The organism is Kribbella sp. HUAS MG21 (genome assembly GCF_040254265.1).
GTDB lineage: Bacteria > Actinomycetota > Actinomycetes > Propionibacteriales > Kribbellaceae > Kribbella.
Map to the genome: position 1 here is coordinate 3,854,097 of NZ_CP158165.1, position 22,659 is coordinate 3,876,755.

The 22,659-nt window shown below is 70.4% G+C and carries 26 protein-coding genes; 15 read left to right on the forward strand and 11 right to left on the reverse strand.

Annotated elements, in window-relative coordinates; genetic code table 11:
• Positions 1 to 15 precede the first annotated feature (15 nt).
• Positions 16 to 960 (reverse strand): YafY family protein, encoded by a 945-nt coding sequence (locus tag ABN611_RS18930; RefSeq protein ID WP_350281209.1) that lies wholly within the window; start codon positions 958 to 960, stop codon positions 16 to 18.
• A 62-nt stretch (positions 961 to 1,022) separates the two neighbouring features.
• Between ABN611_RS18930 and ABN611_RS18935 the strand changes: the two genes are divergently transcribed.
• Positions 1,023 to 2,165, forward strand: a complete 1,143-nt coding sequence (locus ABN611_RS18935) for an epoxide hydrolase family protein (RefSeq protein ID WP_350281210.1) — start codon at positions 1,023 to 1,025, stop codon at positions 2,163 to 2,165.
• A gap of 46 nt (positions 2,166 to 2,211) precedes the next feature.
• Here the strand turns inward: ABN611_RS18935 and ABN611_RS18940 are convergent, their stop codons facing one another.
• Entirely contained in the window at positions 2,212 to 3,042 is an 831-nt protein-coding gene (locus tag ABN611_RS18940; RefSeq protein ID WP_350281211.1) for an oxidoreductase, read from the reverse strand.
• Between the two features lie 91 nt (positions 3,043 to 3,133).
• On the opposite strand from ABN611_RS18940, the gene ABN611_RS18945 reads away from it, so the two are divergent.
• Positions 3,134 to 3,691 (forward strand): TetR family transcriptional regulator, encoded by a 558-nt coding sequence (locus tag ABN611_RS18945; RefSeq protein ID WP_350281212.1) that lies wholly within the window; start codon positions 3,134 to 3,136, stop codon positions 3,689 to 3,691.
• 82 nt (positions 3,692 to 3,773) lie between these two features.
• Positions 3,774 to 5,168, forward strand: a complete 1,395-nt coding sequence (locus tag ABN611_RS18950) for a trypsin-like peptidase domain-containing protein (protein ID WP_350281213.1) — start codon at positions 3,774 to 3,776, stop codon at positions 5,166 to 5,168.
• A 134-nt stretch (positions 5,169 to 5,302) separates the two neighbouring features.
• Here ABN611_RS18950 and ABN611_RS18955 read toward each other — a convergent pair whose 3' ends face one another.
• Positions 5,303 to 6,169 carry an NAD-dependent epimerase/dehydratase family protein gene (locus tag ABN611_RS18955; protein ID WP_350281214.1) on the reverse strand — a complete coding sequence of 289 codons (867 nt, stop codon included), beginning with the start codon at positions 6,167 to 6,169 and terminating at the stop codon, positions 5,303 to 5,305.
• Between the two features lie 263 nt (positions 6,170 to 6,432).
• On the opposite strand from ABN611_RS18955, the gene metH reads away from it, so the two are divergent.
• Together metH and ABN611_RS18965 are read left to right on the forward strand one after the other, a co-directional pair.
• On the forward strand, positions 6,433 to 10,038 hold the full coding sequence (metH, locus tag ABN611_RS18960) for a methionine synthase (RefSeq protein ID WP_350281215.1): 3,606 nt from the start codon (positions 6,433 to 6,435) through the stop codon (positions 10,036 to 10,038).
• Complete coding sequence (locus ABN611_RS18965; protein ID WP_350281216.1) at positions 10,035 to 10,505, forward strand: GNAT family N-acetyltransferase; 471 nt, start codon at positions 10,035 to 10,037, stop codon at positions 10,503 to 10,505. The genes metH and ABN611_RS18965 overlap by 4 nt, the downstream gene beginning before the upstream one ends.
• Position 10,506: 1 nt before the next feature.
• Here ABN611_RS18965 and ABN611_RS18970 read toward each other — a convergent pair whose 3' ends face one another.
• Positions 10,507 to 11,172, reverse strand: coding sequence for a TetR/AcrR family transcriptional regulator (locus tag ABN611_RS18970; RefSeq protein WP_350281217.1), 666 nt, complete (start codon positions 11,170 to 11,172; stop codon positions 10,507 to 10,509).
• A gap of 99 nt (positions 11,173 to 11,271) precedes the next feature.
• On the opposite strand from ABN611_RS18970, the gene ABN611_RS18975 reads away from it, so the two are divergent.
• Genes ABN611_RS18975 through ABN611_RS18985 form a run of 3 tightly spaced genes read left to right on the forward strand, consistent with a single transcriptional unit; the run spans position 11,272 to position 13,310 of the window.
• A complete protein-coding gene (locus ABN611_RS18975) occupies positions 11,272 to 12,204 on the forward strand; it encodes an SDR family oxidoreductase (protein WP_350281218.1) in 933 nt (310 codons plus the stop codon).
• Entirely contained in the window at positions 12,201 to 12,962 is a 762-nt protein-coding gene (locus tag ABN611_RS18980; RefSeq protein WP_350281219.1) for a class I SAM-dependent methyltransferase, read from the forward strand. The genes ABN611_RS18975 and ABN611_RS18980 overlap by 4 nt, the downstream gene beginning before the upstream one ends.
• A gap of 54 nt (positions 12,963 to 13,016) precedes the next feature.
• A complete protein-coding gene (locus tag ABN611_RS18985; RefSeq protein ID WP_350281220.1) occupies positions 13,017 to 13,310 on the forward strand; it encodes a hypothetical protein in 294 nt (97 codons plus the stop codon).
• Here ABN611_RS18985 and ABN611_RS18990 read toward each other — a convergent pair.
• A complete protein-coding gene (locus tag ABN611_RS18990) occupies positions 13,307 to 13,846 on the reverse strand; it encodes a dihydrofolate reductase family protein (RefSeq protein WP_350281221.1) in 540 nt (179 codons plus the stop codon). The two genes, ABN611_RS18985 and ABN611_RS18990, sit on opposite strands and share 4 nt — an antisense overlap.
• Before the next feature lie 224 nt (positions 13,847 to 14,070).
• On the opposite strand from ABN611_RS18990, the gene ABN611_RS18995 reads away from it, so the two are divergent.
• Positions 14,071 to 14,949 carry a DUF3800 domain-containing protein gene (locus ABN611_RS18995; RefSeq protein ID WP_350281222.1) on the forward strand — a complete coding sequence of 293 codons (879 nt, stop codon included), beginning with the start codon at positions 14,071 to 14,073 and terminating at the stop codon, positions 14,947 to 14,949.
• Here the strand turns inward: ABN611_RS18995 and ABN611_RS19000 are convergent.
• On the reverse strand, positions 14,913 to 15,668 hold the full coding sequence (locus tag ABN611_RS19000; RefSeq protein ID WP_350281223.1) for an NAD(P)H-binding protein: 756 nt from the start codon (positions 15,666 to 15,668) through the stop codon (positions 14,913 to 14,915). The two genes, ABN611_RS18995 and ABN611_RS19000, sit on opposite strands and share 37 nt — an antisense overlap.
• 177 nt (positions 15,669 to 15,845) lie before the next feature.
• Between ABN611_RS19000 and ABN611_RS19005 the strand changes: the two genes are divergently transcribed.
• From ABN611_RS19005 to ABN611_RS19015, 3 genes are all read left to right on the forward strand, one after another.
• Complete coding sequence (locus ABN611_RS19005; protein ID WP_350281224.1) at positions 15,846 to 16,223, forward strand: YciI family protein; 378 nt, start codon at positions 15,846 to 15,848, stop codon at positions 16,221 to 16,223.
• A gap of 2 nt (positions 16,224 to 16,225) precedes the next feature.
• Positions 16,226 to 16,606: a VOC family protein gene (locus ABN611_RS19010; RefSeq protein ID WP_350281225.1), complete on the forward strand. Its 381-nt coding sequence runs from the start codon at positions 16,226 to 16,228 to the stop codon at positions 16,604 to 16,606.
• 120 nt (positions 16,607 to 16,726) lie between these two features.
• Positions 16,727 to 17,308, forward strand: a complete 582-nt coding sequence (locus tag ABN611_RS19015; RefSeq protein WP_350281226.1) for an adenylate kinase — start codon at positions 16,727 to 16,729, stop codon at positions 17,306 to 17,308.
• 4 nt (positions 17,309 to 17,312) lie between these two features.
• Here ABN611_RS19015 and ABN611_RS19020 read toward each other — a convergent pair whose 3' ends face one another.
• Entirely contained in the window at positions 17,313 to 17,945 is a 633-nt protein-coding gene (locus ABN611_RS19020; protein WP_350281227.1) for a hemerythrin domain-containing protein, read from the reverse strand.
• 37 nt (positions 17,946 to 17,982) lie between these two features.
• Between ABN611_RS19020 and ABN611_RS19025 the strand changes: the two genes are divergently transcribed.
• Positions 17,983 to 18,114 carry a hypothetical protein gene (locus ABN611_RS19025; RefSeq protein ID WP_350281228.1) on the forward strand — a complete coding sequence of 44 codons (132 nt, stop codon included), beginning with the start codon at positions 17,983 to 17,985 and terminating at the stop codon, positions 18,112 to 18,114.
• A 23-nt stretch (positions 18,115 to 18,137) separates the two neighbouring features.
• Positions 18,138 to 19,187, forward strand: coding sequence for a biotin/lipoate A/B protein ligase family protein (locus tag ABN611_RS19030; protein ID WP_350281229.1), 1,050 nt, complete (start codon positions 18,138 to 18,140; stop codon positions 19,185 to 19,187).
• Positions 19,188 to 19,220: 33 nt separating this feature from the next.
• Here ABN611_RS19030 and ABN611_RS19035 read toward each other — a convergent pair whose 3' ends face one another.
• The gene (locus ABN611_RS19035; RefSeq protein WP_350281230.1) at positions 19,221 to 20,045 is read right to left on the reverse strand and encodes a PhzF family phenazine biosynthesis isomerase; all 825 of its coding nucleotides are present in this window, start codon (positions 20,043 to 20,045) and stop codon (positions 19,221 to 19,223) included.
• An 86-nt stretch (positions 20,046 to 20,131) separates the two neighbouring features.
• Between ABN611_RS19035 and ABN611_RS19040 the strand changes: the two genes are divergently transcribed.
• Positions 20,132 to 20,515 carry a VOC family protein gene (locus ABN611_RS19040; RefSeq protein ID WP_350281231.1) on the forward strand — a complete coding sequence of 128 codons (384 nt, stop codon included), beginning with the start codon at positions 20,132 to 20,134 and terminating at the stop codon, positions 20,513 to 20,515.
• A gap of 28 nt (positions 20,516 to 20,543) precedes the next feature.
• On the opposite strand, the gene ABN611_RS19045 is transcribed toward ABN611_RS19040, so the two are convergent.
• The 3 genes from ABN611_RS19045 to ABN611_RS19055 all read right to left on the reverse strand — a co-directional run bounded on the left by ABN611_RS19045 (position 20,544) and on the right by ABN611_RS19055 (position 22,630).
• A complete protein-coding gene (locus ABN611_RS19045) occupies positions 20,544 to 21,131 on the reverse strand; it encodes a DUF1707 domain-containing protein (RefSeq protein ID WP_350281232.1) in 588 nt (195 codons plus the stop codon).
• Entirely contained in the window at positions 21,128 to 21,835 is a 708-nt protein-coding gene (locus tag ABN611_RS19050; protein WP_350281233.1) for a PadR family transcriptional regulator, read from the reverse strand. Before ABN611_RS19050 ends, ABN611_RS19045 begins: the two co-directional genes overlap by 4 nt.
• A 75-nt stretch (positions 21,836 to 21,910) precedes the next feature.
• Entirely contained in the window at positions 21,911 to 22,630 is a 720-nt protein-coding gene (locus ABN611_RS19055; RefSeq protein ID WP_350281234.1) for a DUF2993 domain-containing protein, read from the reverse strand.
• Between the last annotated feature and the right edge of the window lie 29 nt (positions 22,631 to 22,659).

Here is a 22,659-nt window from a genome sequence, read left to right on the forward strand (position 1 = left end):
GCTGAACGGTACCGGTCATTCCCGCTCGATCGACGCCGCCAGGCGGGTGATCAGCACCCGGACACTGTCGACGAGTTCCGGCGGCGACTGGATCTCGAACGGCAGGCCGAGCAGGCCGAGGTACAGCGCGAGCTGATCGAGCGAGTTCGCGCCGGTCTCGACGAGCGTGGTGGTGGCGTCGACCGGGGTCACCGAGGCGACGTTCGGGCCGTAGCGGTCGGCGACCTCCTCGGCGGGGGCGTGCACGAGGATGCGTGCTTGGTGCCGGTAGCCACCGTACGCGACGCCGCGGTTCGTGGCCGCCAGCTCCGGTATCTCGCGGGGCGTGAAGCGCGGGCCGGTCGGGATGCGTGGCTCGAGCCGGTCGACGCGGAACGTCCGCCAGTCCTCGCGCTCCAGGTCCCACGCGACCAGGTACCAGCGTCGGCCCGTGTGCACCAGCCGGTGCGGTTCGGTCCTGCGTCTGGCCGCCGTACCGTCGTGGTTGCGGTAGTCGAACCGCAGTTGCTGGTGGTCGCGGCAGGCGGCGGCGACGGCTAGCAGTACGTCGGGTTGCACGGACGGGCCGCCCGCGGGGGTAACGGCGATCTGCTGGAGCAGTTCGATGCGGTGCCGCAGCCGGGACGGCAGGACCTGTTCGAGCTTGGTGAGCGCCCGGACCGACGACTCCTCGGTGCCGGCCACGGTGCCGGTCGCGGCTGCGCGCAGACCGATCGCGACCGCTACGGCTTCCTCGTCGTCGAGCAGGAGGGGTGGCAGCGCGGCGCCGGCACCGAGGCGGTAGCCGGCCACCCCCGGTACGGCGTCGACCGGGTAGCCGAGGTTGCGCAGCTTGTCCACGTCCCGCCGCACCGTGCGGACCCCGACGCCGAGCTCGTCGGCCAGCGCGGCGCCGCTCCACTCCTTGGGCTGCTGCAGGAGCGAGAGCAATTTGAGCAGTCGGGCCGAGGTTTCGATCATGCTGCTCAGTCTGGCATCCGGTTAGGACCGAAGGTGTCCTAACCGGGTGACACCGTGGAGACATGATCAAGCCATTCACCATCAACATCCCGCAGCACGCGCTCGACGAACTCGCCGCCAAGCTGGCGAGCACCCGGCTCCCCGCGCCGCTCCCCGGCGACGACTGGGACACCGGCGTACCGGTCTCCTGGCTCTCGTCGCTGGTCGAGTACTGGCGTACGTCGTACGACTGGCGAGCGGCCGAGAAGGAGCTGAACTCGTACCCGCAGTTCACCACCGAGATCGAAGGGCAGCGGATCCACTTCCTGCACGTCCGCTCGGCGGAGCCGGACGCGCTGCCGCTGCTGCTGACGCACGGGTGGCCGGGGTCGATCGCCGAGTTCCTCGATCTGATCGGCCCGCTCACCGACCCGGTCGCGCACGGCGGGGACGCGGCGGACGCGTTCCACGTGGTGATCCCGGCGCTGCCCGGGTTCGGGTTCTCCGGGCCGACCGCGGACGGCGACTGGACGTTCCCGCGGATCGGGCGGGTCTGGGCGGAGCTGATGAGCCGGCTCGGGTACGAGCGGTACGGCGTACAGGGCGGGGACCTCGGCGGGTCGGTCTCGCCGGAGGTGGGGCGCGCGGCTCCGGAGCACGTCGTCGGGGTGCACACGAACGGCGGGACGAACCTGCCGCCGTTGCAGATGTCGGACGAGGAACTGCAGACGCTGACGCCGCTGGAGCAGGACCGGATGGCGCGGATCGCGCGGTTCATGAAGGACGAGTTCGGCTACATCTCGATCCAGTCGACCCGGCCGCAGACGCTGGCCTACGGGCTGGTCGACTCGCCGGTCGCGCAGCTGGCCTGGATCATGGACAAGTTCAAGGCGTGGACGTACCCGGAAGAGACCTTGCCGGAGGCAATCATCGGCAAGGACCGGCTGCTCACGAACGTGATGCTGTACTGGCTGACCGGCACCGGCGGGTCGGCCGCGTACATCGGCTACGCCCAGCCGCGCTCCTGGGCGCCGCGGCCGAACTCGGGGGTGCCGACCGCCGTGCTCGCGCTGGCCCACGACGTCGCCATCCGGCGGTACTGCGAGACCTCGAACAACATCACCCGGTGGACGGACGCCACCGTGGGCGGGCACTTCGCCGCGCTGGAGCAGCCGGAGCTCCTGCTGAACGACGTGCGCGCGTTCTTCCGCGACCTCCGTCGGTGACCGTCCGGGGCGTCGGCCGAGTGGTGCCGACGCCCCCGGGTTCAGGTCAGTTGAAGTCCGTCGACGTGGTCAGGTGTGCCCAGGCGGCGGCTTCCTCGGCGCGGGCGGTCGACGAGGACTGCGCGAGCTGGAGCGCGTCGCTGCCGAGCAGCAGCCGGAGCGGCGGGTTCTCCAGGGCAACGATCTCGAGGATCGCCTGGGCGGCCTTCGCGGGGTCACCCGGCTGCTTGCCGTCGGTCTCGAGCCGGCGGCGGTGCATCGCGCCCACGGTCGACGCGTACGCCGGGTGCACCTCGTGGAGCTGCATCGACGAGCCGCCCCAGTCGGTCCGGAACCCGCCCGGCTCGACGATCGTCACCTTGACGCCGAACGGCCGGACCTCGTTGCTCAGCACCTCGGAGAAGCCCTCGACGCCGAACTTCGCGGTCTGGTACGCGCCCATCCCGGGCGTCCCGCCGACCCGGCCGCCGATCGACGAGAACTGCAGGAAGTGCCCGCCCTGCTGCTCCCGGAACACCGGCAGCGCCGCCTTCGTCACGTTGACCACGCCGAACAGGTTCGTCTCGATCTGCGCCCGGAAGTCGTCGTCGGTCATCTCCTCGATCGACGCGCTGTTGGCGTAGCCGGCGTTGTTCGCCACCACGTCCAGCCGGCCGAACTCCGCGACCGCGGTCCGTACGGCGCCTCGTGCCGCGCCGGCGTCCGTGACGTCGAGGGCGACGGCCCGGAGTTGGTCGCCGTACTTCGTGACCAGGTCGTCGAGCTGCTCGGGGGTGCGGGCGGTCGCGACGGCGCGGTCGCCCGCCGCCAGCACCGCCTCGGTCAGCGCGCGACCCAGTCCGCGCGAGCTGCCGGTGATCAGCCAGATCTTGCTCATGTCGTTCCTAACTAACCGAACGGTTGGATACCTCTATCTAACCAACTGGTTGGTTAGGAATCAACCAACCGGTTGGTTGTAGGCTCCGCGCATGCAGCAACGGAACGCAGACCGGACCCGGACGCGGATCCTGGAGGCGGCCACCGAGGAGTTCGCCGCCCGTGGGATCGCGGGTGCGCGGGTGAGTCGGATCGCCGAGGTGGCCGGGTGCAACAAGGCGATGCTGTACGCGTACTTCGGCAACAAGGACGACCTGTTCGACGCGGTGTTCAAGGCGTCGCTGGACAAGTACCTCGACGAGGTCGGGTTCGACGTCGAGGACCTGCCGGCGTACGCGGGGCGGGTGTTCGACTACTTCGAGGCGCATCCGGACAGGTTGCGGCTGTCGGTCTGGTACCGGCTCGAGCGGCCGGACGGCCAGCCGCTGGAGGCGATCGTCGCGGTGAACCAGAGCCGGCTGGAGGAGTTGCAGCAGGGCATGCGCCGGCGGGTGGTGCCGCGCCGGTTCACGCCGGTCAGCCTGCTGTCGCTGATCCAGGCGATCGCGACCAGCTGGTCGTCGATGAACCCGGAGCTGGGGTCCGAGCTGCCGGACCGCGCGGTGCGCCGGCGGGCGGTGGTGACGGCGGTGGAGCGGATTCTCAGCTAACTCATTGGCTGGCCCGATGGAGTTCTCAGTCTGGCGAGCTCTACTCGTACCAGAGGGAACTGGCCGAGGAGGGCGACAGCAGATGAACCAGCAGGGGCCGCAGGATCCGCAGATGCCGCAGTACGGTCCGCAACAGCCGTACGGTCCGCAGTACCGGCAGGGTCCGCAGGGGCCGCAGTACGGGCACGGTCCGCAGGGGCAGCCGTTTGCGTACGGGCCGTACGGGCCGCCGCCGGTGCCGCGGAAGAAGCGGGGGCGGCGGTTGCTCGGGGCCGGTGCGTTGGGGCTGGCTACCGCGCTGGTTGCGGGGTCGGTTGCCTGGGGCATCGACCAGCGGGCGGGCGGGAACAGTTCGCAGCTGGCGCAGACGGCGTTCGACCCGGCGGCAGTCGCGGCGGAGGTGTCGCCCGGGCTGGTGGACGTGAACGCGGTGCTCGGGTACGAGAACGCGCGAGCTGCCGGTACCGGGATCGTGCTCACCTCCGACGGCGAGGTGCTCACCAACCACCACGTGATCGAGGGCGCGACGTCGATCACCGTGCGGAACGTCGGCAACGGGAAGACGTACAGCGCGAGCGTCGTCGGGTACGACGAGGATCACGACATCGCGGTACTGAAACTGAAGGACGCGTCCGGGCTGGAGACCGCGAAGCTCGGTGACTCCGACAAGGTGAAGCTCGGCGACCAGGTCGTGGGCGTCGGGAACGCCGGCGGCGACGGCGGCGAACCGAGCTACGCGGCCGGCGAGGTGACCGGGCTGAACGAGTCGATCACCGCGACCGACGAGAACGGCCAGGACCCGGAGAACCTGACGAACCTGATCGAGACCGACGCCGACATCCAGCCCGGCGACTCCGGCGGACCGCTGGTGAACGCCGACGGGGAGGTCATCGGCGTCGACGTGGCCGGCAGCACCGCCGGCAACGGCAACCAGGGCGCCCCCACCCAGAGCGCCGCCACGACCCCGACCGCCTGGGGCGACGGCCCCAACGACGGCACCGGCTTCCCCTTCGGCAACGGCACACCCCCCGGCAACGGCTACGGCAACGGGCAGGGCAACGGGCAGGGGAATGGACAGGGGAGTGGCCAGAGCCAGGGGACCGGCGTTCCGGGTGAGGGTTACGCGATCCCGATCAACCAGGCACTCGACATCGCCGAACAGATCCAGGACGGCAAGGCATCCGACACGGTCCACATCGGCGACTCCGCGATGCTGGGCGTCTCGATCCTCACCAGCCCCGGCACCACCGGCGCGGTAGTCGGCGACGTCATCACAGACGGCCACGCAGACGAAGCAGGCCTGGAACCCGGCGACGTGATCACCTCCTTCGCCGGCAAGCAGGTCGACTCACCCGACACCCTCGCCGAACTCCTCAACAAGCAACACCCAGGCGACAAGGTAGACCTCACCTGGACCGACCAATCCGGCCAATCCCACAAGACCACCATCGAACTGATCAAAGGCCCAGTCCGCTAACACCGCCCACCACCATCGAGTTCGTCACCTACCCGGTCCGTTGGCCCAGCGCCACCCCCTCGCTGCAGCGGACCGTCCATCGGGCCCCGGCGCTCCCCCTCCCCCTCGGAGCGCCCGGGCCCGATCTTCTGTTTTCACCCGGAGAAGCAGGTCGGGTGGGCGGGGGACCACCCGAGCGCGCGAGCCCGCGCGTTGCTGGCACCTCGCGCCCATGGAGTACGCGGCGTGGAGTCGGCCGGGGCGCCGGCGTACGGCGGGGTGGTGGACGGCGGAGTGTTGGGTGTGAGGCCTAGGGAGTGGGTGAAGGCGGGGGCCCAGGTTGAGGCGGGGGCTGGGGTGTTGTCGACGATGTTTACGGGGCCGGTGGGCCAGGTGAGGGCTGCGGCTGTTGCGGTGGCGGCGTCGTCTACGTGGACGAAGCTGGTGATGTCGGGGCCGGTGGGGAGTTTGCCTGCTGCGGCTAGGTCGGCCATGAGGGCGCCGGCGGTGTACCAGGTGCCCGGGCCGTAGAACAGGCCGTACCGCAGGACCACCCACTCGGGCGCCTCCGCGGTGATCGTCTCCAACGCGTGCACCGCCTCGACGGTCGCGCGGCGCGTGTCGTCCGCAGCCTGCAGATCGAGCGGCGTGTCCTCGTCGGCGGGAGTATCGCCCGGCTCGTACGCCCACGCGATGCTCTGCGAGATCACCCGCCGCACCCCGGCAGCAAGCGCGGCATCGACCAGATTCCGCGTACCTTCCCGCCGGATCCGGTTGTTCGCCGCGAAGTCCCGCGCACCCAGATCCGTCAGCTGATGAATCACCACCTCCGCCCGGGCCTCCGCCACCACCTCCCGCAACCGCGCAGCGTCGTACACGTCCCCGGCCACCACAGCCGAACTCCCCGGCACACCCACCGAGGGATGCCGGGTGAGAGCGGTGACTTCGTGGCCCTGGGCGGCCAGCAGGGGGACGAGCCGACGGCCGATGGTGCCGGTGGCGCCGGCAACGAAGATCCTCATGGAGACCAACCTAAGGAGGGCACCGAGAAGCACGCCTGGTCCAATCGGCGAGCGGTTTCCGGGGCCACTTCCCGCGGCAATCCCATCCACTGATTGAACAACCGTCCTAAGATGTGGACATCCCACTTGGCGCAGGGTGTGACGCCACTAACATGGAGCATCCAGGCCGAGAGGCGCTGCAACGGACGCCGGGTCCGCCACGCTCGACCTGGAGCACTGACTGCAAGGGCGCCTCCGGAGAGTTCTTCTGGAGGGGTTGGCAGATGAGTGAAGCCGCGCTGCGCGAGCTGCTGGATCAGCGGATCGCAGTCCTCGACGGTGCGTGGGGCACGATGCTGCAGGGCGCCAAGCTGCAGCCCGCCGACTACCAGGGTGATCGCTTCGGCGACCACACGCACGACGTCACCGGCGACCCGGACCTGCTGAACCTCACCCGCCCGGACCTGATCCTCGACGTCCACCGGCAGTACCTGGCGGCCGGCGCCGACATCACCACCACGAACACGTTCACCGCGTCGAGCATCGGCCAGGCCGACTACGGCCTGCAGGAGTACGTCCGCGAGATGAACGTGGCCGGCGCCCGCCTGGCCCGCCAGGCCGCCGACGAGTTCGGCCGGAAGTTCGTCGCCGGCTCGATCGGTCCGCTGAACGTCACGCTGTCGCTGAGCCCACGCGTCGAGGATCCGTCGTACCGCGCGGTGTCCTTCCAGCAGGTGAAGGACGCGTACGCCGAGCAGATCGCGGCGCTCGCCGAGGGCGGCGTCGACCTGCTGCTGATCGAGACGATCTTCGACACCCTGAACGCGAAGGCCGCGGTCGCCGCGGCCCGCGAGGTGGCGCCGCAGCTCCCGCTGTGGATCTCGGTGACGATCGTCGACCTGAGCGGCCGGACGCTCAGCGGCCAGACCGTCGAGGCGTTCTGGAGCTCGGTCGAGCACGCCGACCCGCTGGTCGTCGGCGTGAACTGTTCGCTCGGCGCCGCCCAGCTGCGGCCGCACGTGGCCGACCTGGCCAGGTTCGCCGGCACGTACGTCGCCTCGCACCCGAACGCGGGCCTCCCGAACGCGTTCGGCGGGTACGACGAGACGCCCGAGGAGACGTCCGCGCTGCTGCGGGAGTTCGCCGAGGCCGGCCTGGTGAACATCGTCGGGGGCTGCTGCGGTACGACACCGGCGCACATCAAGCAGATCGCCGAAGCTGTCGAGAACCTTCGGCCGCGCACCGTCGTACCGGACGACCACACCACGCGGTTCTCCGGGCTCGAGCCGTTCCGGATCGGGCCGGACACCGGCTTCGTGATGATCGGCGAGCGCACGAACGTCACCGGGTCGGCGAAGTTCCGCCGGCTGATCGAGGGCGACGACTACCAGGCCGCGGTCGACGTGGCGCTGGAGCAGGTCCGCGGCGGCGCGAACCTGCTGGACGTGAACATGGACGCCGACCTGCTGGACAGCGAGCAGGCGATGACCACGTTCCTGAACCTGATCGCGACCGAGCCCGAGGTAGCCCGGATCCCGATCATGATCGACAGCTCGAAGTGGTCGGTGCTGGAGACCGGGCTGAAACACGTGCAGGGCAAGGGCGTGGTCAACTCGATCAGCCTCAAGGAGGGCGAGGAGCAGTTCCTCGAGCACGCCCGGCGGATCCGCGACTACGGCGCCGGCGCGGTCGTGATGGCCTTCGACGAGCAGGGCCAGGCGGACACGGTCGAGCGCAAGGTGGAGATCTGCGCGCGGGCGTACGACCTGCTCACGCAGAAGGTCGGCTTCCCGGCCGAGGACATCATCTTCGACCCGAACGTGCTGGCGGTCGCGACCGGGATGGCCGAGCACAACGCCTATGCGAAGAACTTCATCGAGGCGCTGCCGCTGATCAAGGAGCGCTGTCCGGGCGTGCACCTGAGCGGCGGCATCTCGAACCTGTCGTTCTCGTTCCGCGGGAACGACATCGTCCGGGAGGCGATGCACTCGGCGTTCCTGTTCCACGCCGGCAAGGCCGGGCTGGACATGGGCATCGTGAACGCGGGCCAGCTCGCGGTCTACGAGGACATCCCGAAGGACCTGCTGGAGCTCGTCGAGGACGTGATCTTCGACCGCCGCGACGACGCCACCGACCGGCTGGTCGCGTTCGCCGAGAACGTGAAGGGCAAGGGCAAGCAGCGCGAGATCGACCTGAGCTGGCGTGAGGGCTCGGTCGAGGAGCGGCTGTCGCACGCGCTGGTGCACGGCATCGTCGACTACATCGAGGCCGACACCGAGGAGGCGCGGCAGCAGCTGCCGCGGCCACTCGACGTCATCGAGGGTCCGCTGATGGCCGGGATGAAGGTCGTCGGCGACCTGTTCGGCGCGGGCAAGATGTTCCTCCCGCAGGTGGTGAAGAGCGCACGCGTGATGAAGCGCTCGGTCGCCTACCTCGAGCCGTTCATGGAGGAGGAGAAGGAACAGGCCCGCCGGGAAGGTCGCGCGGAGATGGTCCGCGGCCAGGGCAAGGTCGTGCTCGCGACCGTGAAGGGCGACGTCCACGACATCGGCAAGAACATCGTCGGCGTGGTGCTCGGCTGCAACAACTACGAGGTGATCGACCTCGGGGTGATGGTGCCGGCGGCCAAGATCCTCGACACCGCGGTGGCCGAGGGCGCGGACGCCGTCGGCCTGTCCGGGCTGATCACGCCGTCGCTGGACGAGATGGTGTCGGTGGCGACCGAGATGCAACGCCGCGGGCTGAAGCTCCCGCTGCTGATCGGCGGCGCGACCACCTCGAAGCAGCACACCGCCGTCCGGATCGCCCCGGCGTACGAGAACACCACCGTGCACGTGCTGGACGCGTCGCGGGTGGTCGGAGTGGTGTCCGACCTGCTCGACGAGGAACGCGCCGAGGAACTTGCCAAGAGCAACAGTGCCGAGCAGGAGCGGCTCCGCGAGCAGCACGCGAACAAGCAGCGCGCGCCGCTGCTGACGGTGGCCGAGGCCCGGGCGAACCGGGAGCCGGTCGAGTACGGCGAGCTGCCGGTGCCGGCGTTCACGGGGCTGAAGCGGGTCTCGCCGAGCATCGAGACGCTGCGCGAGATGGTCGACTGGCAGTTCCTGTTCCTGGCCTGGGAGCTGAAGGGGAAGTACCCGGCGATCCTGGAGCAGCCGGTGGCGCGGGAGCTGTTCGACGACGCGAACGCGTTGCTGGACGAGATCATCGCGAACGGCTCGTTCACCGCCGAGGGCGTGTACGGGTTCTGGCCGGCGCACAGCGAGGGCGACGACATCGTCCTCGACGGGCTGGACCGGTCGTTCCCGATGCTGCGGCAGCAGACCGAGAAGCCGGCCGGCCGGCACAACCGTTGCCTCGCCGACTACATCGCCCCGCAAGGAGACCACCTCGGCGGATTCGGGGTCGCGATCCACGGCGCCGAGGCGCTGGCGAAGTCGTACGAGGACCGCAACGACGACTACAAGGCGATCATGGTGAAGGCGCTCGCCGACCGGCTGGCGGAGGCCTTCGCCGAGTGGATCCACCTGGAGGCGCGGCGGGCCTGGTTCGAGCCGGAGGCGCAGCCGGTGCTGGAGGATCTGCACGCGGAGCGGTTCCGCGGCATCCGCCCGGCGCTCGGGTACCCGGCAAGCCCGGACCACACCGAGAAGAAGGACCTCTTCGAGCTGCTCGAGGCGGACCGGATCGGCCTCGGGCTGACGGAATCGTTCGCGATGACGCCGGCCGCCGCGGTGAGCGGCCTGATCTTCGCGCACCCGGCCTCGCGCTACTTCAGCGTCGGCCGCCTCGGCCGCGATCAGATCGAGGACTACGCCGCCCGGCGGAACCTCCCGGTCGAAGAGGTCGAGCGCTGGCTCCGCCCGAACCTGGCGTACGACCCGGCATGACGGTCCGGCCTGCGGTTGCCGACGACGCGGACGCGGTGGCCGCGATCTGGTACGACGGTTGGCGCGACGGCCATCTGGGGCATGTTCCGGACGAGTTGGTCGCCGTACGGACGAAGGAGTCGTTCTGGACGCGCGCGGCCGAACGGGTCGCGGACACCACGGTCGCGGTCGCGGGTGACGCGATCGCGGGCTTCGTGATGGTGGTCGGCGCGGAGGTCGAGCAGGTGTACGTCGCCCGCGATCATCGCGGATCGGGTGTCGCCGGGACGCTGCTCGCCGAGGCCGAGCGGCAGGTGAAGGCCAACGGCCACGACGAGGCCTGGCTCGCCGTCGCGACCGGCAACGCGCGCGCCCGCCGGTTCTACGAGCGCAGCGGCTGGACCGACGCCGGCGCCTTCGACTACCCGGCGGCGGTCGACGACGGCAGCGTGCCGGTGCCGTGCCACCGCTACGTGAAGCCCGTCTGAGTCAGCTCCGCGGCAGGGCGCCGTACAGCAAGGTGCGGAGCGCGTCGGTGAGCGCAGGCTCGAACTCCATCCGGATCGCCGCGAGCGTGGGGTCGGCTTCGTAGGCCGCGAGGATCGCCGGAACCGGGTGGGAATGCGTCCAGACCGCGCCGGCGAGCAGGCTCGCGGTCGCGATGAACCGGCCCGCTCCCTCCGCGCCGAGCTCCGGCAGCACGCGGACGACCACCGCGATCAGCTGCTGGTACGCGACCGCGGCCGCGCGCTTGAACGTCAGCGCGGTCTCGGTCGAGATGTTCCGCTCCAGGACCGCCGCCTGCGCGCTGATCAGGTCGCACAGCACCGGCCGCCGCGCCAGGGTGCCGACGATCGCACTCACCAGCCGCTCGGCGCGCTCGTCGGTCGGTAGCGCATCCGGGACCTCGGCCAGCGTCCCTTCCAGGTCCGCCACCCACGCCGCCAGTTCGTTGCTGGACAGCTCGAGCAGGACGGCCTCGCGCGAGTCGAAGTAGTTCAGCACGTTCGACTTCGCCAGGCCGACGCGGCGGCTGAGCTCGTTCAGGGTGAGGTCCGCGACCGGCAGCTCGGTCAGCATCGCGGCCGCCGTGCCGAGGATCGCCTGCCGCCGCGCGGCCCGCTGCTCCGCGCTCCGGGCGCGCTGGAAGGTCATGCCCCGATTCTACAGACCGACGGTCTGTTGTTATCGAACCAGTGGTCTGATAATGTCGGAGACATAACAGACCACCAGTCTTTTATTGGAGAGTGGGCCATGTACGACGTCCCCGACCAGACCGGCAAGCTCGCCGTCGTGACCGGCGCCAACAGCGGCACCGGCCTGGAGACCGCCAAACGGCTCGCGGCCGCCGGCGCCCGCGTGGTGCTGGCGGTGCGGACCCCGGCGAAGGGCGAGGCGGCGCGCGCCGAGATCCTGGCCGAGCACCCGGACGCGCGGCTCGAGGTCCGCCGGATCGACCTCGCCGACCTCGCCTCGGTCCAGGAGTTCGCCGAGCAGCTCGCCGCCGACGAGCCGCACCTGGACCTGCTGGTGAACAACGCCGGCGTGATGAACCCGCCGACGCGGATGACCACCAAGGACGGCTTCGAGCTGCAGTTCGGCTCGAACTACCTGGGCCCGTTCGCACTCACCGTCCGGCTGCTGCCGCTGATCCTGGCTGCCCCGGAGCCGCGGGTCGCGACGATGTCCAGCGGCGCGGCGTACTTCGGCCGGATCCACTTCGACGACCTCCAGTGGGAGCGCCGCTACCGCGCGCAGGCGGCGTACTCGCAGTCGAAGCTCGCCGACCTGATGCTGAGCAACCACCTCGCCACGCTGTCCGCCGACCGCGGCTGGGGCTTGCGCAGTGTCGCCGCGCATCCCGGCTTCACCCGGACGAACCTGCTGGCCACCGGCTCCAGCCTGGGGCGCGAGCGGCCGCCGGCGATCGTCCGCCTCGGCTACCGCTTCAACCCGCTCCCGACGCAGGGTGTCGAGACCGGCGCCGAGCCGCTGTTGTTCGCGGCCGCGGACCCCGCGGCGGAGCCCGGCGTGTATTACGGCCCGGCGCACCGCTTCGGCCTGGTCGGCCCGACCACCCTGGTCCGGAACCCGAAGTCGGCGACCGACCCGGAGACGAACGCCCGGCTCTGGCAGGTTTCCGAGACGTTGACGGGTGTCGCGCTGCCCTCGATGCTGCGCACATGAGCGAATGGTCGAGCGGGGGGATCTACGAGTCGTACGTCGGCCGGTGGAGCCGGCTGGTCGCGCCGGAGTTCGTGGCGTGGCTGGACCAGCCGCCCGGCCGGCGATGGCTCGACGTCGGCTGCGGTACCGGCGCGTTGACCAGCACGATCCTGCGGACCGCTGACCCGGAGTCGGTGCACGGGGTGGACCCGTCGGAGGGTTTCATCTCCTACGCCCGGGCAGCGGTCGACGATCCGCGGGCGCGGTTCGAGGTCCGCTCCGCGGCGGAGCTGCCGGACGGCCCGTACGACGTGGTGGTCGCCGGCCTGGTGCTGAACTTCGTCCCGGAACGCGTGGACGCGCTGCGCCGGATGCGCGAGATCGGTACGACGGTCGCGGTCTACGTCTGGGACTACGCCGACGGCATGCAGCTGATGCGGTACTTCTTCGACGCGGTGGCCGACGTCCGGCCGCAGGACCGCGACCAGGACGAGGGCCGCCGGTTCCCGTTCTGTACGCCGGAAGGCCTGGAGGGACTGTTCCGCGAGGCCGGGTTCGGCGACGTGCGCACGCGCGAGATCGTCGTACCGACGGTGTTCTCGTCGTTCGACGACTACTGGCAGCCGTTCCTGGGCGGGCAGGGCGTGGCGCCGGCGTACCTGCGCAGCCTGGAGCTCAAGGACCAGGAGGTCATCAGGGACGCGGTCAGGGACCGGCTGCCGATCGCGGCGGACGGCTCGATCGAGCTGACGGCACGCGCGTGGGCCGCCGCTGGTTGAGCGATGTCAAGAACGGGCGCTCTGCTCCGTCGTACGAGTGAGAGGAGAGCGCCGATGAAGTTCTTGCTGATTCTGCAGGGTGCCGGTGACCCGCGGCTGCAGCGTGACGAGTTCGAGCGAGTCGCCTACGACGCGGGGGAGCTGGTCGGCGGTGAGCTGCTCGCCGACCCGCAACTGGCCGTCCAGCTGCCCGCGAGCGAGCCGACCCGGATCGACGGGTACTACCTGGTCGATGTGGAGAACCGGGACCGGGCGATCGAGCTCGCGCGCCTGCTGCCGGACGCGCGAGCCGCCGACCGTTCCGTCGAGGTCCGGGCGGTGATGCACTCGACCGCCACCGACTTCTAGAGCACCTTGAACCACAGGCTGGTGGCCTGCGCGGTCTCGGTGACGCTCGTGCGTTCGAGCCGCACGGTCCGGCCGCCGGCGTGCTCGAACAACCGGGTGCCGTCGCCCAGCAGCACCGGGGCGTAGAAGACGAGCACCTCGTCCAGTTCCCCCGCCTCGATGCACTGCCTGGCTATGCTGGCGCCGATGACGTTGACGTAGCGGTCGCCGGCCGCCTCCTTGGCCTGGGCCAGCGCCGTCGCGAAGTCGTCGACGTACGTCACGCCGGCCTCCGGGTCGGTCGGCGGGCGGTGCGTGACGACGTACACCGGTCCGCTCCAGCCGCCGCCGAACGCCTGCCCCTCGCCGGGGTCGCCCTTGTGCGGGTCGTCGCCGTCGTGCGACCGGCGGCCGATCAGCAGCGACCCGATCCGCGGCACCAGGTCGTCGACCTCCGGGTTCGGCCCGAGATACGGCCGCATCCACTGCATGTCGCCGTCCGGCCCGCTGATGAAGCCGTCCGCCGACGCGGTGACCGAGTACAGCACCTTCGCCATTCTTCGCTCCTCCTTCGTCGTGGGTGTCCGTGTTGAGACGAGCGAGGCGGCGAGAACTCATCGCAATTCGCTGGTGCGCGGCGGGCGGCGCGGCGATGATGGGTCGCATGTCCGCTGCTCCGGCTGCTGCCGCTTTCTGATCGCACCTCCGCGTCCGATCAAGCCCGTCGTACCCCGACGGGCCCCGAAGTGTGCAGTCCGACAGCCTTTGGAGCGAACCCTTCATGACCTCCCCCTCGTGGGTCGAGATCGCCTGTGACGAGTCGGGATTCTCCGGATCCAACCTGCTCGATCCCGTCTCGCCCGTGATCACCCATGCCAGTGTCGACCTACCGCTACCCGCCGCGGCCGAACTGATCGCCGTACTGCGATCCCGCCTGCGCTACCGCACCGAGTACAAGTCCAACCAGCTGCTCCGCCCCGAGCAACGGCCCGCGCTGGAGTGGCTGCTCACCACGCTGCGTGGGCACGCGCATGTGCACGCCATCGACAAGACCGCGTACGTCGCCGCGCGCGTGCTCGAGCTGTTCACCGAGGAGCCGTCGTACGGCGCGGGCACCAGCCTCGGGACCGATCACTCTGAGGCCGTCGCGGCGCTGCGGCACCGGACCGGGTTCCTCGCGGCGTTCCTGGACCTGACCCGGACGAAGCGGGTCCGGCTGCTGGACCACGCGGCGGTGGACCGGTTCTTCGCCACAATGCCGGCCGACGTACCGGAGTTGCGGGCGGTGACCCGTCGCCGGGTCGAGGAGGTGATGCAGCGGCTGATCGACGAGGATCCGCTGCTGCCGCCGCCCTGGGAACCGCTCGTGCCCGCGCTTGCCGAGACGGTCCTGCACTGGAGCAGCGGCGGTCGTTCGGTCGCGGTGGTGCACGACGAGCAGAGTGCGTTGACGCCCGGCAGGGTCGCGCGGCTCGGGGCGTTCCTCGCCGAGCGGGTGGAGCCGGCGCCGCTGCGGTCGTTCACGCAGGTCGACTCGAAGCACGATCCGCGGGTGCAGGTGGCCGACTTCCTGGCCGGGATCGCGCGCCGCCGTACGCCGGATCTGGCCGAACTGCTCGCGCCCTACACCTGCGCGGCGACGAAGTCCTCCCAGGTGTGAGTGCCCTTCGTGGCGCCGGTCAGGGACAGGTTGCCGCCGGCGCGGTACACCTTGCCCGCCTTGCCGGGCACGCGGATCGGCAGCGACAGGCGGCGCTTGCCCGTGGCGCGCAGGTAGTCGCGGGCGAGCTCCGTCATCGTGTAGACCTTCGGGCCGACGAGGTCGGGGACCAGGCCCTGCGGTTGGCCGAGCGTCAGTTCGACGAGCCGGTCGGCCACGTCGCGGACGTCGACCGGCTGGAACCGGAGGCCGCCGGGCGCCGGCAGCATCGGGGACTTCGCCATCGCGCGCACCGCGTTCCAGGCGAAGTCGTGCAGCTGGGCGACCCGCAGTACGGTCCACGGCACCGAGGATCCGCGGACCGCCTGCTCGGCGCCGAGCTTCGACTTGAAGTAGGTCAGCGGGAGCTGGTCGACGGCGGTCACGGAGATGTGGACGAGGTGCCGGACGCCGGCGCGCTCGGCGGCGGCGACCAGGTTCCGGGTGCCGATCTCGTCGCCCTTCGGGCCGCCGGCCAGGTGCACGATCACGTCGACGCCCTTCGTGGCCCGGTCCAGGCCGTCGCCGGTGAGCAGGTCGACGGCAAAGTACTCGACGCCGTCACCGCGGTCGCCCGCGTGCCGGCTGAGGACGCGGACGGTGTGACCGGCCGCCTGGAGCTGCGGGACCACGTGGCGGCCGATCGTTCCGGTGCCGCCGGTGACCAGGATCGTGTTCATGGGGTTTCTCCGTTCCGTCGCGGTGTTCTGCAGCCTTGACGGAACCCGGTGGTGTGAGTGTGACCGGATGTGAGCTGGGATACATCCGGGCAAAATGTCGAGGGCCGGTCCGGGCCTCCGACGTCCGGGATGCCGGGGCGCAGTACGGCGTACCGGAACGACACTGGAGGTCCTGTCATGAAGTACGTGGTCCTGATCCACTCGAACCCGCAGCCGTGGGGGCACCCGACGATCGACTTCACCGAGGTCGGCCGCGCGATCCCGGCCGATGAGCGGGAGGCGATGAACAAGGAGTTCGACGCGCTGCTCACCGAGCTGTCCGCGTCCGGCGAGTTCGTCAGCGGGCTGGCGCTGGACGCGCCGTCGACGTCGAAGACCTACCGGTGGGTGGGCAAGAAGCCGGTCAGCACCGACGGTCCGTACGCCGAGTCGAAGGAGCAGCTGGCCGGCTTCTTCGTCCTCGACTGCGCGACCCGCGCCCGCGCCGAGGAGCTGGCGGCCAAGTTCGCCGGGCCGGGCGACGTCGTCGAGCTGCGCCCCGAGATGGAGTTCTGACGGTGGACGGCACCGGGATCCGGCTCAGCTCGCCGACGGTCAACTGCCCGGACGCGCTCGAGCTGGCCCGGTTCTACGCCGAGATCACCGGCGGTGCGGTCGTCTACACCGATCCGGTGTGGGCGACCGTGGACGGGCCGGGCGGCCGGATCGACTTCCAGACCGATCCGGCGCACGTGCCGCCGACCTGGCCGGATCCCCGGGTGCCGATCCAGTTCCACCTGGACTTCTACGTCGAGGACCTCGAGGCCGCCGCGAAGCTGGTGCTGGCGGCCGGCGCGACGCGGTACGAGCATCAGCCGAACGCCGATCACTGTCTGGTGTTCGCCGATCCGGCGGGGCACCCGTTCTGCCTGTCCACGTGGGATCTGCTCGATCGGTAGCGATTGCGGGCAGTAACGCGCGGTGTGACGTAGGCCGGGGTACCGGAGTGACGTACGCCGTACCGCGACCGCGGCCGGTCCCATAACCTGGGGGACTTACCGAGTGTCAGGAGGGGTGCCGTGACCACTGTCTTGCTGATGGGTCCGCCCGGGGCGGGCAAGGGGACGCACGCGGGTCACCTGGCCGGACACCTCGGCGTACCCGTCATCTCGACCGGCGACCTGTTCCGGCGCAACATCGCCGACGGCACCGAGCTCGGCCGCGCCGCGCAGCGCTACCTCGACGCGGGGGAGTACGTGCCGGACGAGGTCACGAACGACATGGTCCGCGACCGGCTCGCCGCGCCCGACGCCCGTCCGGGCTTCGTCCTGGACGGGTACCCGCGCACCCTCGACCAGGCCGGCGTCCTGGACGAGATCCTCGCCGGGCAAGGGCGTTCCCTGGACGCCGCGGTGGTTCTCCAGGTCGCGGCCGACGCGCTCGTCGACCGGCTGCTGCGGCGCGCGGAGATCGAGCACCGCTCGGACGACACCGAGGACGTCATCCGCCGCCGCTTCGAGGTCTACCACGAGCAGACCGCACCGCTGATCGAGTTCTACGCCGCCCGCGGCATCCACCACGAGGTCGACGCGTCCCCGGACATCGACACCGTCCGCGCGCACGTCCGCCGGGTCGCCGTACGACTGAAGCCGGCTGCCTGACCCGTCAGCTGCGCCAGACGGGGGCGACCGACCGGCGGTAGGTGCGGCCGAAGAGGCCGACGATCACGGTGAGCACCGGTTTGGGGATGGTGCCGGTGATGGCGGCGGATTCCGCCGGGGTGGCGCCGTCGAGGGCCCAGGCGAAGAAGGTGCCGCCTTCGGAGGGGCCCACCTTGGCGAACTCGCGGCCCATCGCCTTCAGCTCGGGGGAGCCCTCGTTCTGCTGGTAGACCGGCTCGATCTCCGCCTCTTCGTGCTCGAGGTGGACGATCGTGACGCGTTGCAGTTCCTGCATCGCGGCGTGTGCGGCCGCCGCGTCCTCCGCGGTCGCCGAGTTGCGGAGGGCGCCCATCGCCGTCCGGGTCGCGGCCAGGGCGGCCGCCATCGTGTCGTGCTCGGCGTCGAGCTGGGTGAGCAGGTCGCCGCTCACACCGAGCTTCTGCAGTGCCGGCCAGGCGATCTCGTGTTCGCCCTCGTGGTGCCGGGTGAGCTGCGCGTCGAAGTTCTGCCAGGCCGTCGCCAACTGCGCGGCCCGGCCGCGATCCCCGGCCGGGAACCGCTCCAGCGCCTCGAGAAACCGTCGCAGATCCCGCCGGACGGCAGCATGGATCGCCTTGTTCATGCTCATCTCCGCCATAGTCAGGGAGTGTAGGACCGAACGGGAGGGACGGAACATGGCCACGACGATCGAGTTCAGCGGAAACGTCGCGGGCGGCGGGTTCTGTGTCGGCGTCAGCAAGGCGGCGTTGAAGGCTGCCGGTGCTTCGGTCGGGGACGAGGTCCGGCTGGTACTGGAACAACCCTAGGGCGGTGGCTGTTGTCGCTGAATATGCATGGTGAGTACAAGGTGCCGGGCGGGAAGCTGGTTGTTGCTGATCTCGATGTGGTGGATCAGCATGTGCGGAACGCGCAGATTTCGGGGGATTTCTTCGTCGAGCCGGACGACGCGCTCGAGCGGATCAACGGGGCGTTGGCGGGACTCCCGATCGACACCCCCGCGGCGCAGATCGCGGCGCGGGTGCGAGGTGCGCTGGGCGACGGCGTGGAGATGCTCGGGTTCTCGCCCGAGGCGGTCGCGGTCGCCGTACGTCGGGCCTTGACCGGCGCGACCGGCTGGCGCGACCACGACTGGCAGTTCGTGCACGACGTACCGCGGGAGCCCGCGCTGCAGATGGCGCTCGACGAGGTCATCGCGGAGGAGGTCGGTTCGGGACAGCGCCCGCCGACGCTGCGGGTCTGGGAGTGGGCCTCGAACGCGGTCATCATCGGCAGCTTCCAGTCCGTGCGCAACGAGGTCGACCTGGACGGCGCGGCCCGGCACGACGTGACCGTCGTACGGCGGATCAGCGGCGGCGGGGCGATGTTCGTCGAGCCGGGCAACACGATCACGTACTCGCTGTACGTCCCGGAGTCGCTCGTGTCCGGGCTGCCGTTCGTCGAGTCGTACGCGTTCCTGGACGACTGGGTCATTGGTGCGCTCAACGACCTCGGCATCGCGGCGACGTACCAGCCGATCAACGACATCACCTCGCCGGCGGGCAAGATCGCGGGCGCCGCGCAGAAACGGTTCGCCGGCGGGGCCGTGCTGCATCACGTGACGATGGCCTACGACATGGACGCCGGCAAGATGCTCGAGGTTCTGCGGATCGGCCGGGAGAAGCTGTCGGACAAGGGAACGACGAGCGCGAACAAGCGCGTCGACCCATTGCGGAGTCAGACCGGGCTGGAGCGCCGCGAGGTGATCGAGCGGATGGTCGGCACGTTCCGGAACCGCTACGGCCTGACCGACGGCAAGATCTCCCCGGACACGGTCGCACTCGCCGAGGACCGCGTCACAGCAAAGTTCGGCACCGAGGACTGGCTCACGCGGGTTCCGTGATCGGGTACGGCTGGTCGCTCGGCGGGTCGCCGTTCAGTCGGGCGGTGGGATCGGTACGGCGTTGCCGCTGACGCGGATGCGTTGGTCGTCGGGGTGCAGGTCGACCGTGATCAGGCTCGGGCGACCGAGGTCCTCGCCCTGGTGCAGTGTGAGCGTGGGCTGCGCTAGCCCAAGCTCCCGCAGGTACGCACCGAACGCGGCCGCGGCGGCCCCCGTCGCCGGGTCCTCGACCACACCGCCGACCGGGAACGGATCGCGGACATGGAACGTGGTCGGCGACTCCTGCCACACCAGCTGCAGCGTGGTGAGATCCCGCTCGAGCATGTACGCGAGCAACCCGTTGAAGTCGTAGTCCAGGTCGGCCAGCCGTTGCCGGGTCGCCGTACCCAGCACGAGATGCCGCGCACCGGCGTACGCGATCCTCGGCGGCAGGACCGGATCGAGATCCTCGGGCGCCCACCCGAGCAGACCGAGCACCTCGCTGATGTCACCGGCGTCCTCGACCGACGGCTCGACGCTGGTGAGCGTGGCGCGCAGCTCGGCGTCGACCGTCACCGGCACGATCCCGGCGCGCGTCGAGAACACGATCTCGCCCGGCCCGTCCCGCTCCGCGAGCGCCACCGCCGTGGCAACCGTCGCATGCCCGCAGAACGGCACCTCTGCCTTGGGCGAGAAGTACCGCACCGTCCACACACCGCCCGCACTCCCGGTCAGGAACGCGGTCTCCGAATACCCGACCTCCGCGGCGATCACCTGCATCTCCGCCTCGTCAAGCCCACGCGCATCAAGCACCACCCCCGCCGGATTACCCCCACCCGGATCGGACGTGAACGCGGCATACCGCAACACGGTCGTCATACCCCGCATCCAACCACCTCGATCGACCACGTACTGCGGGTCGTGGCAGACGTCACCGCGTCCAGTCGAGCACCGACAATCGAGGGATGGAGATCGGGTACGTCATCTTGTACGTCGGGGAGTTGGAGGCGTCGGTGCGGTTCTACCGGGATGTGGTGGGGCTGGCGTACAAGTTCACGGATGCGGGGTATGCGGAGTTCGACGCGGGTGGGGTGCGGTTCGCGTTGTACGAGCGGCGGCGGGCGGAGTGGTTGACCGGGCGGGCGGTGGCGCCGGGGGCCGGTGGGGAGGTCGTCGTGATGGTGGACGACGTGGATGCGTGTGCCGAGCGGCTGGCCGCGGACGGCGTACCGGTGCTGAGCGGGCCGGCGGACCGTCCGTGGGGACATCGGACGGTCCATGTCGCGGACCCGGACGGGTTCGTGGTCGAGTTCGCGGAAGAGATCCCGCGGGCCCGGGGGCGGAAGTAGCTCCCGACGCCAGGGTCCCAGCGGTGGGTCAGCGGCGGTAGTGGTGGTGGCCGTGGTGGCGGCCCAGGCCGCTGAGCAGGACGATCCAGAACAGGCCCCAGAGCAGCCACGGCGCGGTGAGCGCGATCGAGCTGACCACGAGGCCGATCATCAGGAACGGCACGATCATCAGGAACTGCGGTGGCGGGCCGGGGCGCCGTACGCCGACCGGACGGCTCGGTTGTGCGGGCTGCAGCTCCGCGGACGTCGGCAGGTCGTCGAACAGCGGGTCGATGTCGTCCGAGTACCGCGCGTGCGTGACCTGCTCGCTCCGCTCCTCGAACTCGACCTGCGTCAACCGCCCCGCCACGAAGTGCTCACTCAACTGCGCGACAGCCCGATCCCGCTCGGCATCCCCGATCCGCACCCGCTTCCGTGCCCCAGCGTCCCGTATGCCGTCCTGCGTTCTGTCCTGCGGGCGGTCCGCCGGGGTGGGCCTGTTGGTCGCTCGCCAGTCGGGGCCCCAGCCCCAGCCCCGTTCGTCGCGGGGCTGGGGTGTGGAGTCGTTGTACCAGCCGCGGCCGGTCCAGGTCTGACGGTGGCGGCGGGGGTCTTCCCGGTGGTCGGGCGAGCTCATGAACGGTCCCGCTCGGTGCCGTCGTCCTGGTCGTCGTCCTCGGCGAGGATCCCGTACAGCCGCCGCCGCAGATCGGCGACCGCGTCCCGCGCCTTCGCCTGCTGTTCCGGCGTACCGGTCGCGAGGATCTGCCACATCGCCGTCGCGACCTGCCCGAACAGCGGCTTGAACCCGTTCTCGTCCTCGCCCGACGACGGTGCGCTCATCGCCTCCCACGGCGCGGACACCTCGTCCTGGTGCTCGGCGACGTACGTCCGGCCCTCGTCGGTCAGCCGGAACGTGCGCCGCCCGACCTCCGCGTCCGCGGTCACCAGCCCTTCGTCCTCGAGCTGCTGCAGCGTCGGGTAGATCGACCCGGGGCTGGGCTTCCACACCCCGCCGCTGCGCTCGGCGATCTCCTGGATGATGCCGTACCCGTTCATCGGCTGCTCCGCCAGCACGGCGAGGATCGCCGCCCGGACGTCGCCGCGCCGTGCCTTGGGTCCGCGCCAGCGCGGCGGCGGCCCCCACGGCGGACCGAACATCTGCCCGCCGAACATCCCCCACTGCGGCCCGAAGTGCTGCTGGTGCCCCCGGTGCCCGCGGCGGCCGCTCATCGCCGCGCGCAACTCCTCCTTCAGGTCCTCCAGACTCCCGCACTGCCGCTCGAACTGGCGCACGAACTCCTGCCAAGGCCAGCCCGCGGTGTACGCCGATCCGGTCATCTCGACCACCGTCCCTCAACGAAAGTGACTGCGATAGTTCGACGATATATCGCGAACCATCGCAACCCAAGGGACTCAGGCGCCGAACTTCAGGTCCCGCGCCGCTGCCGTCAGTACGACGGAATTGCCGACAACACTGATCCCGGTGAGCTGCGCACCGAACGGCAGCTCCGGCACCGTGATGCCGCGCGCCAGCTGACTCCGCACCGCGTCCTGGACGTACGACGGGATCGAGCCGGACAACTGCCCCAACGCGAGGACGACGCGTCCTTCCACGATTCGCGGCGTGATCGGGACGTCGACGTCGATGCCGCGTACCGAGACCTTCGCGCGCAGTGCGCCGTCGACGATCGCCAGCGAGAGCCCTTCGAGCCCGGTGCTCTTCACCGCGAGCCGGTCGAGCTCGCGCGGTGACAGCTGCAGCCGCAGGTCGGTGGTCGTGACGCTGACCGCGCCGGATTGCTGTGTGAGCAGCGATCGCGGGACGTGGACGTCGTGCAGTTCGACCTTCAGGTCCTCACCGGGAATGCCGGAGAACGTCGGGTTCTCCATCGTCAGAGTGACCTTGGAGAAGTCCTCCTGGACGAGCTGCGGCAGGAACCCGAACCCGCCGATCTTCACCGCGGTGCTGCTCGCGCGGACGTCGTACTGCGCGGCTTCCTTCTCGGCCATCGACGCGAGCTGGTTCTCGGCGACGTACGCCGCGGCCCGGTCGACGACGACCGCGAGCACCGCCAGCACCACCAGCGTGACGATCAGCCGCCGCAACCCGCGGCCTCGACCTCTGGAACTCATGACTGCCCTTCTCCCGTCGACGCGCACAG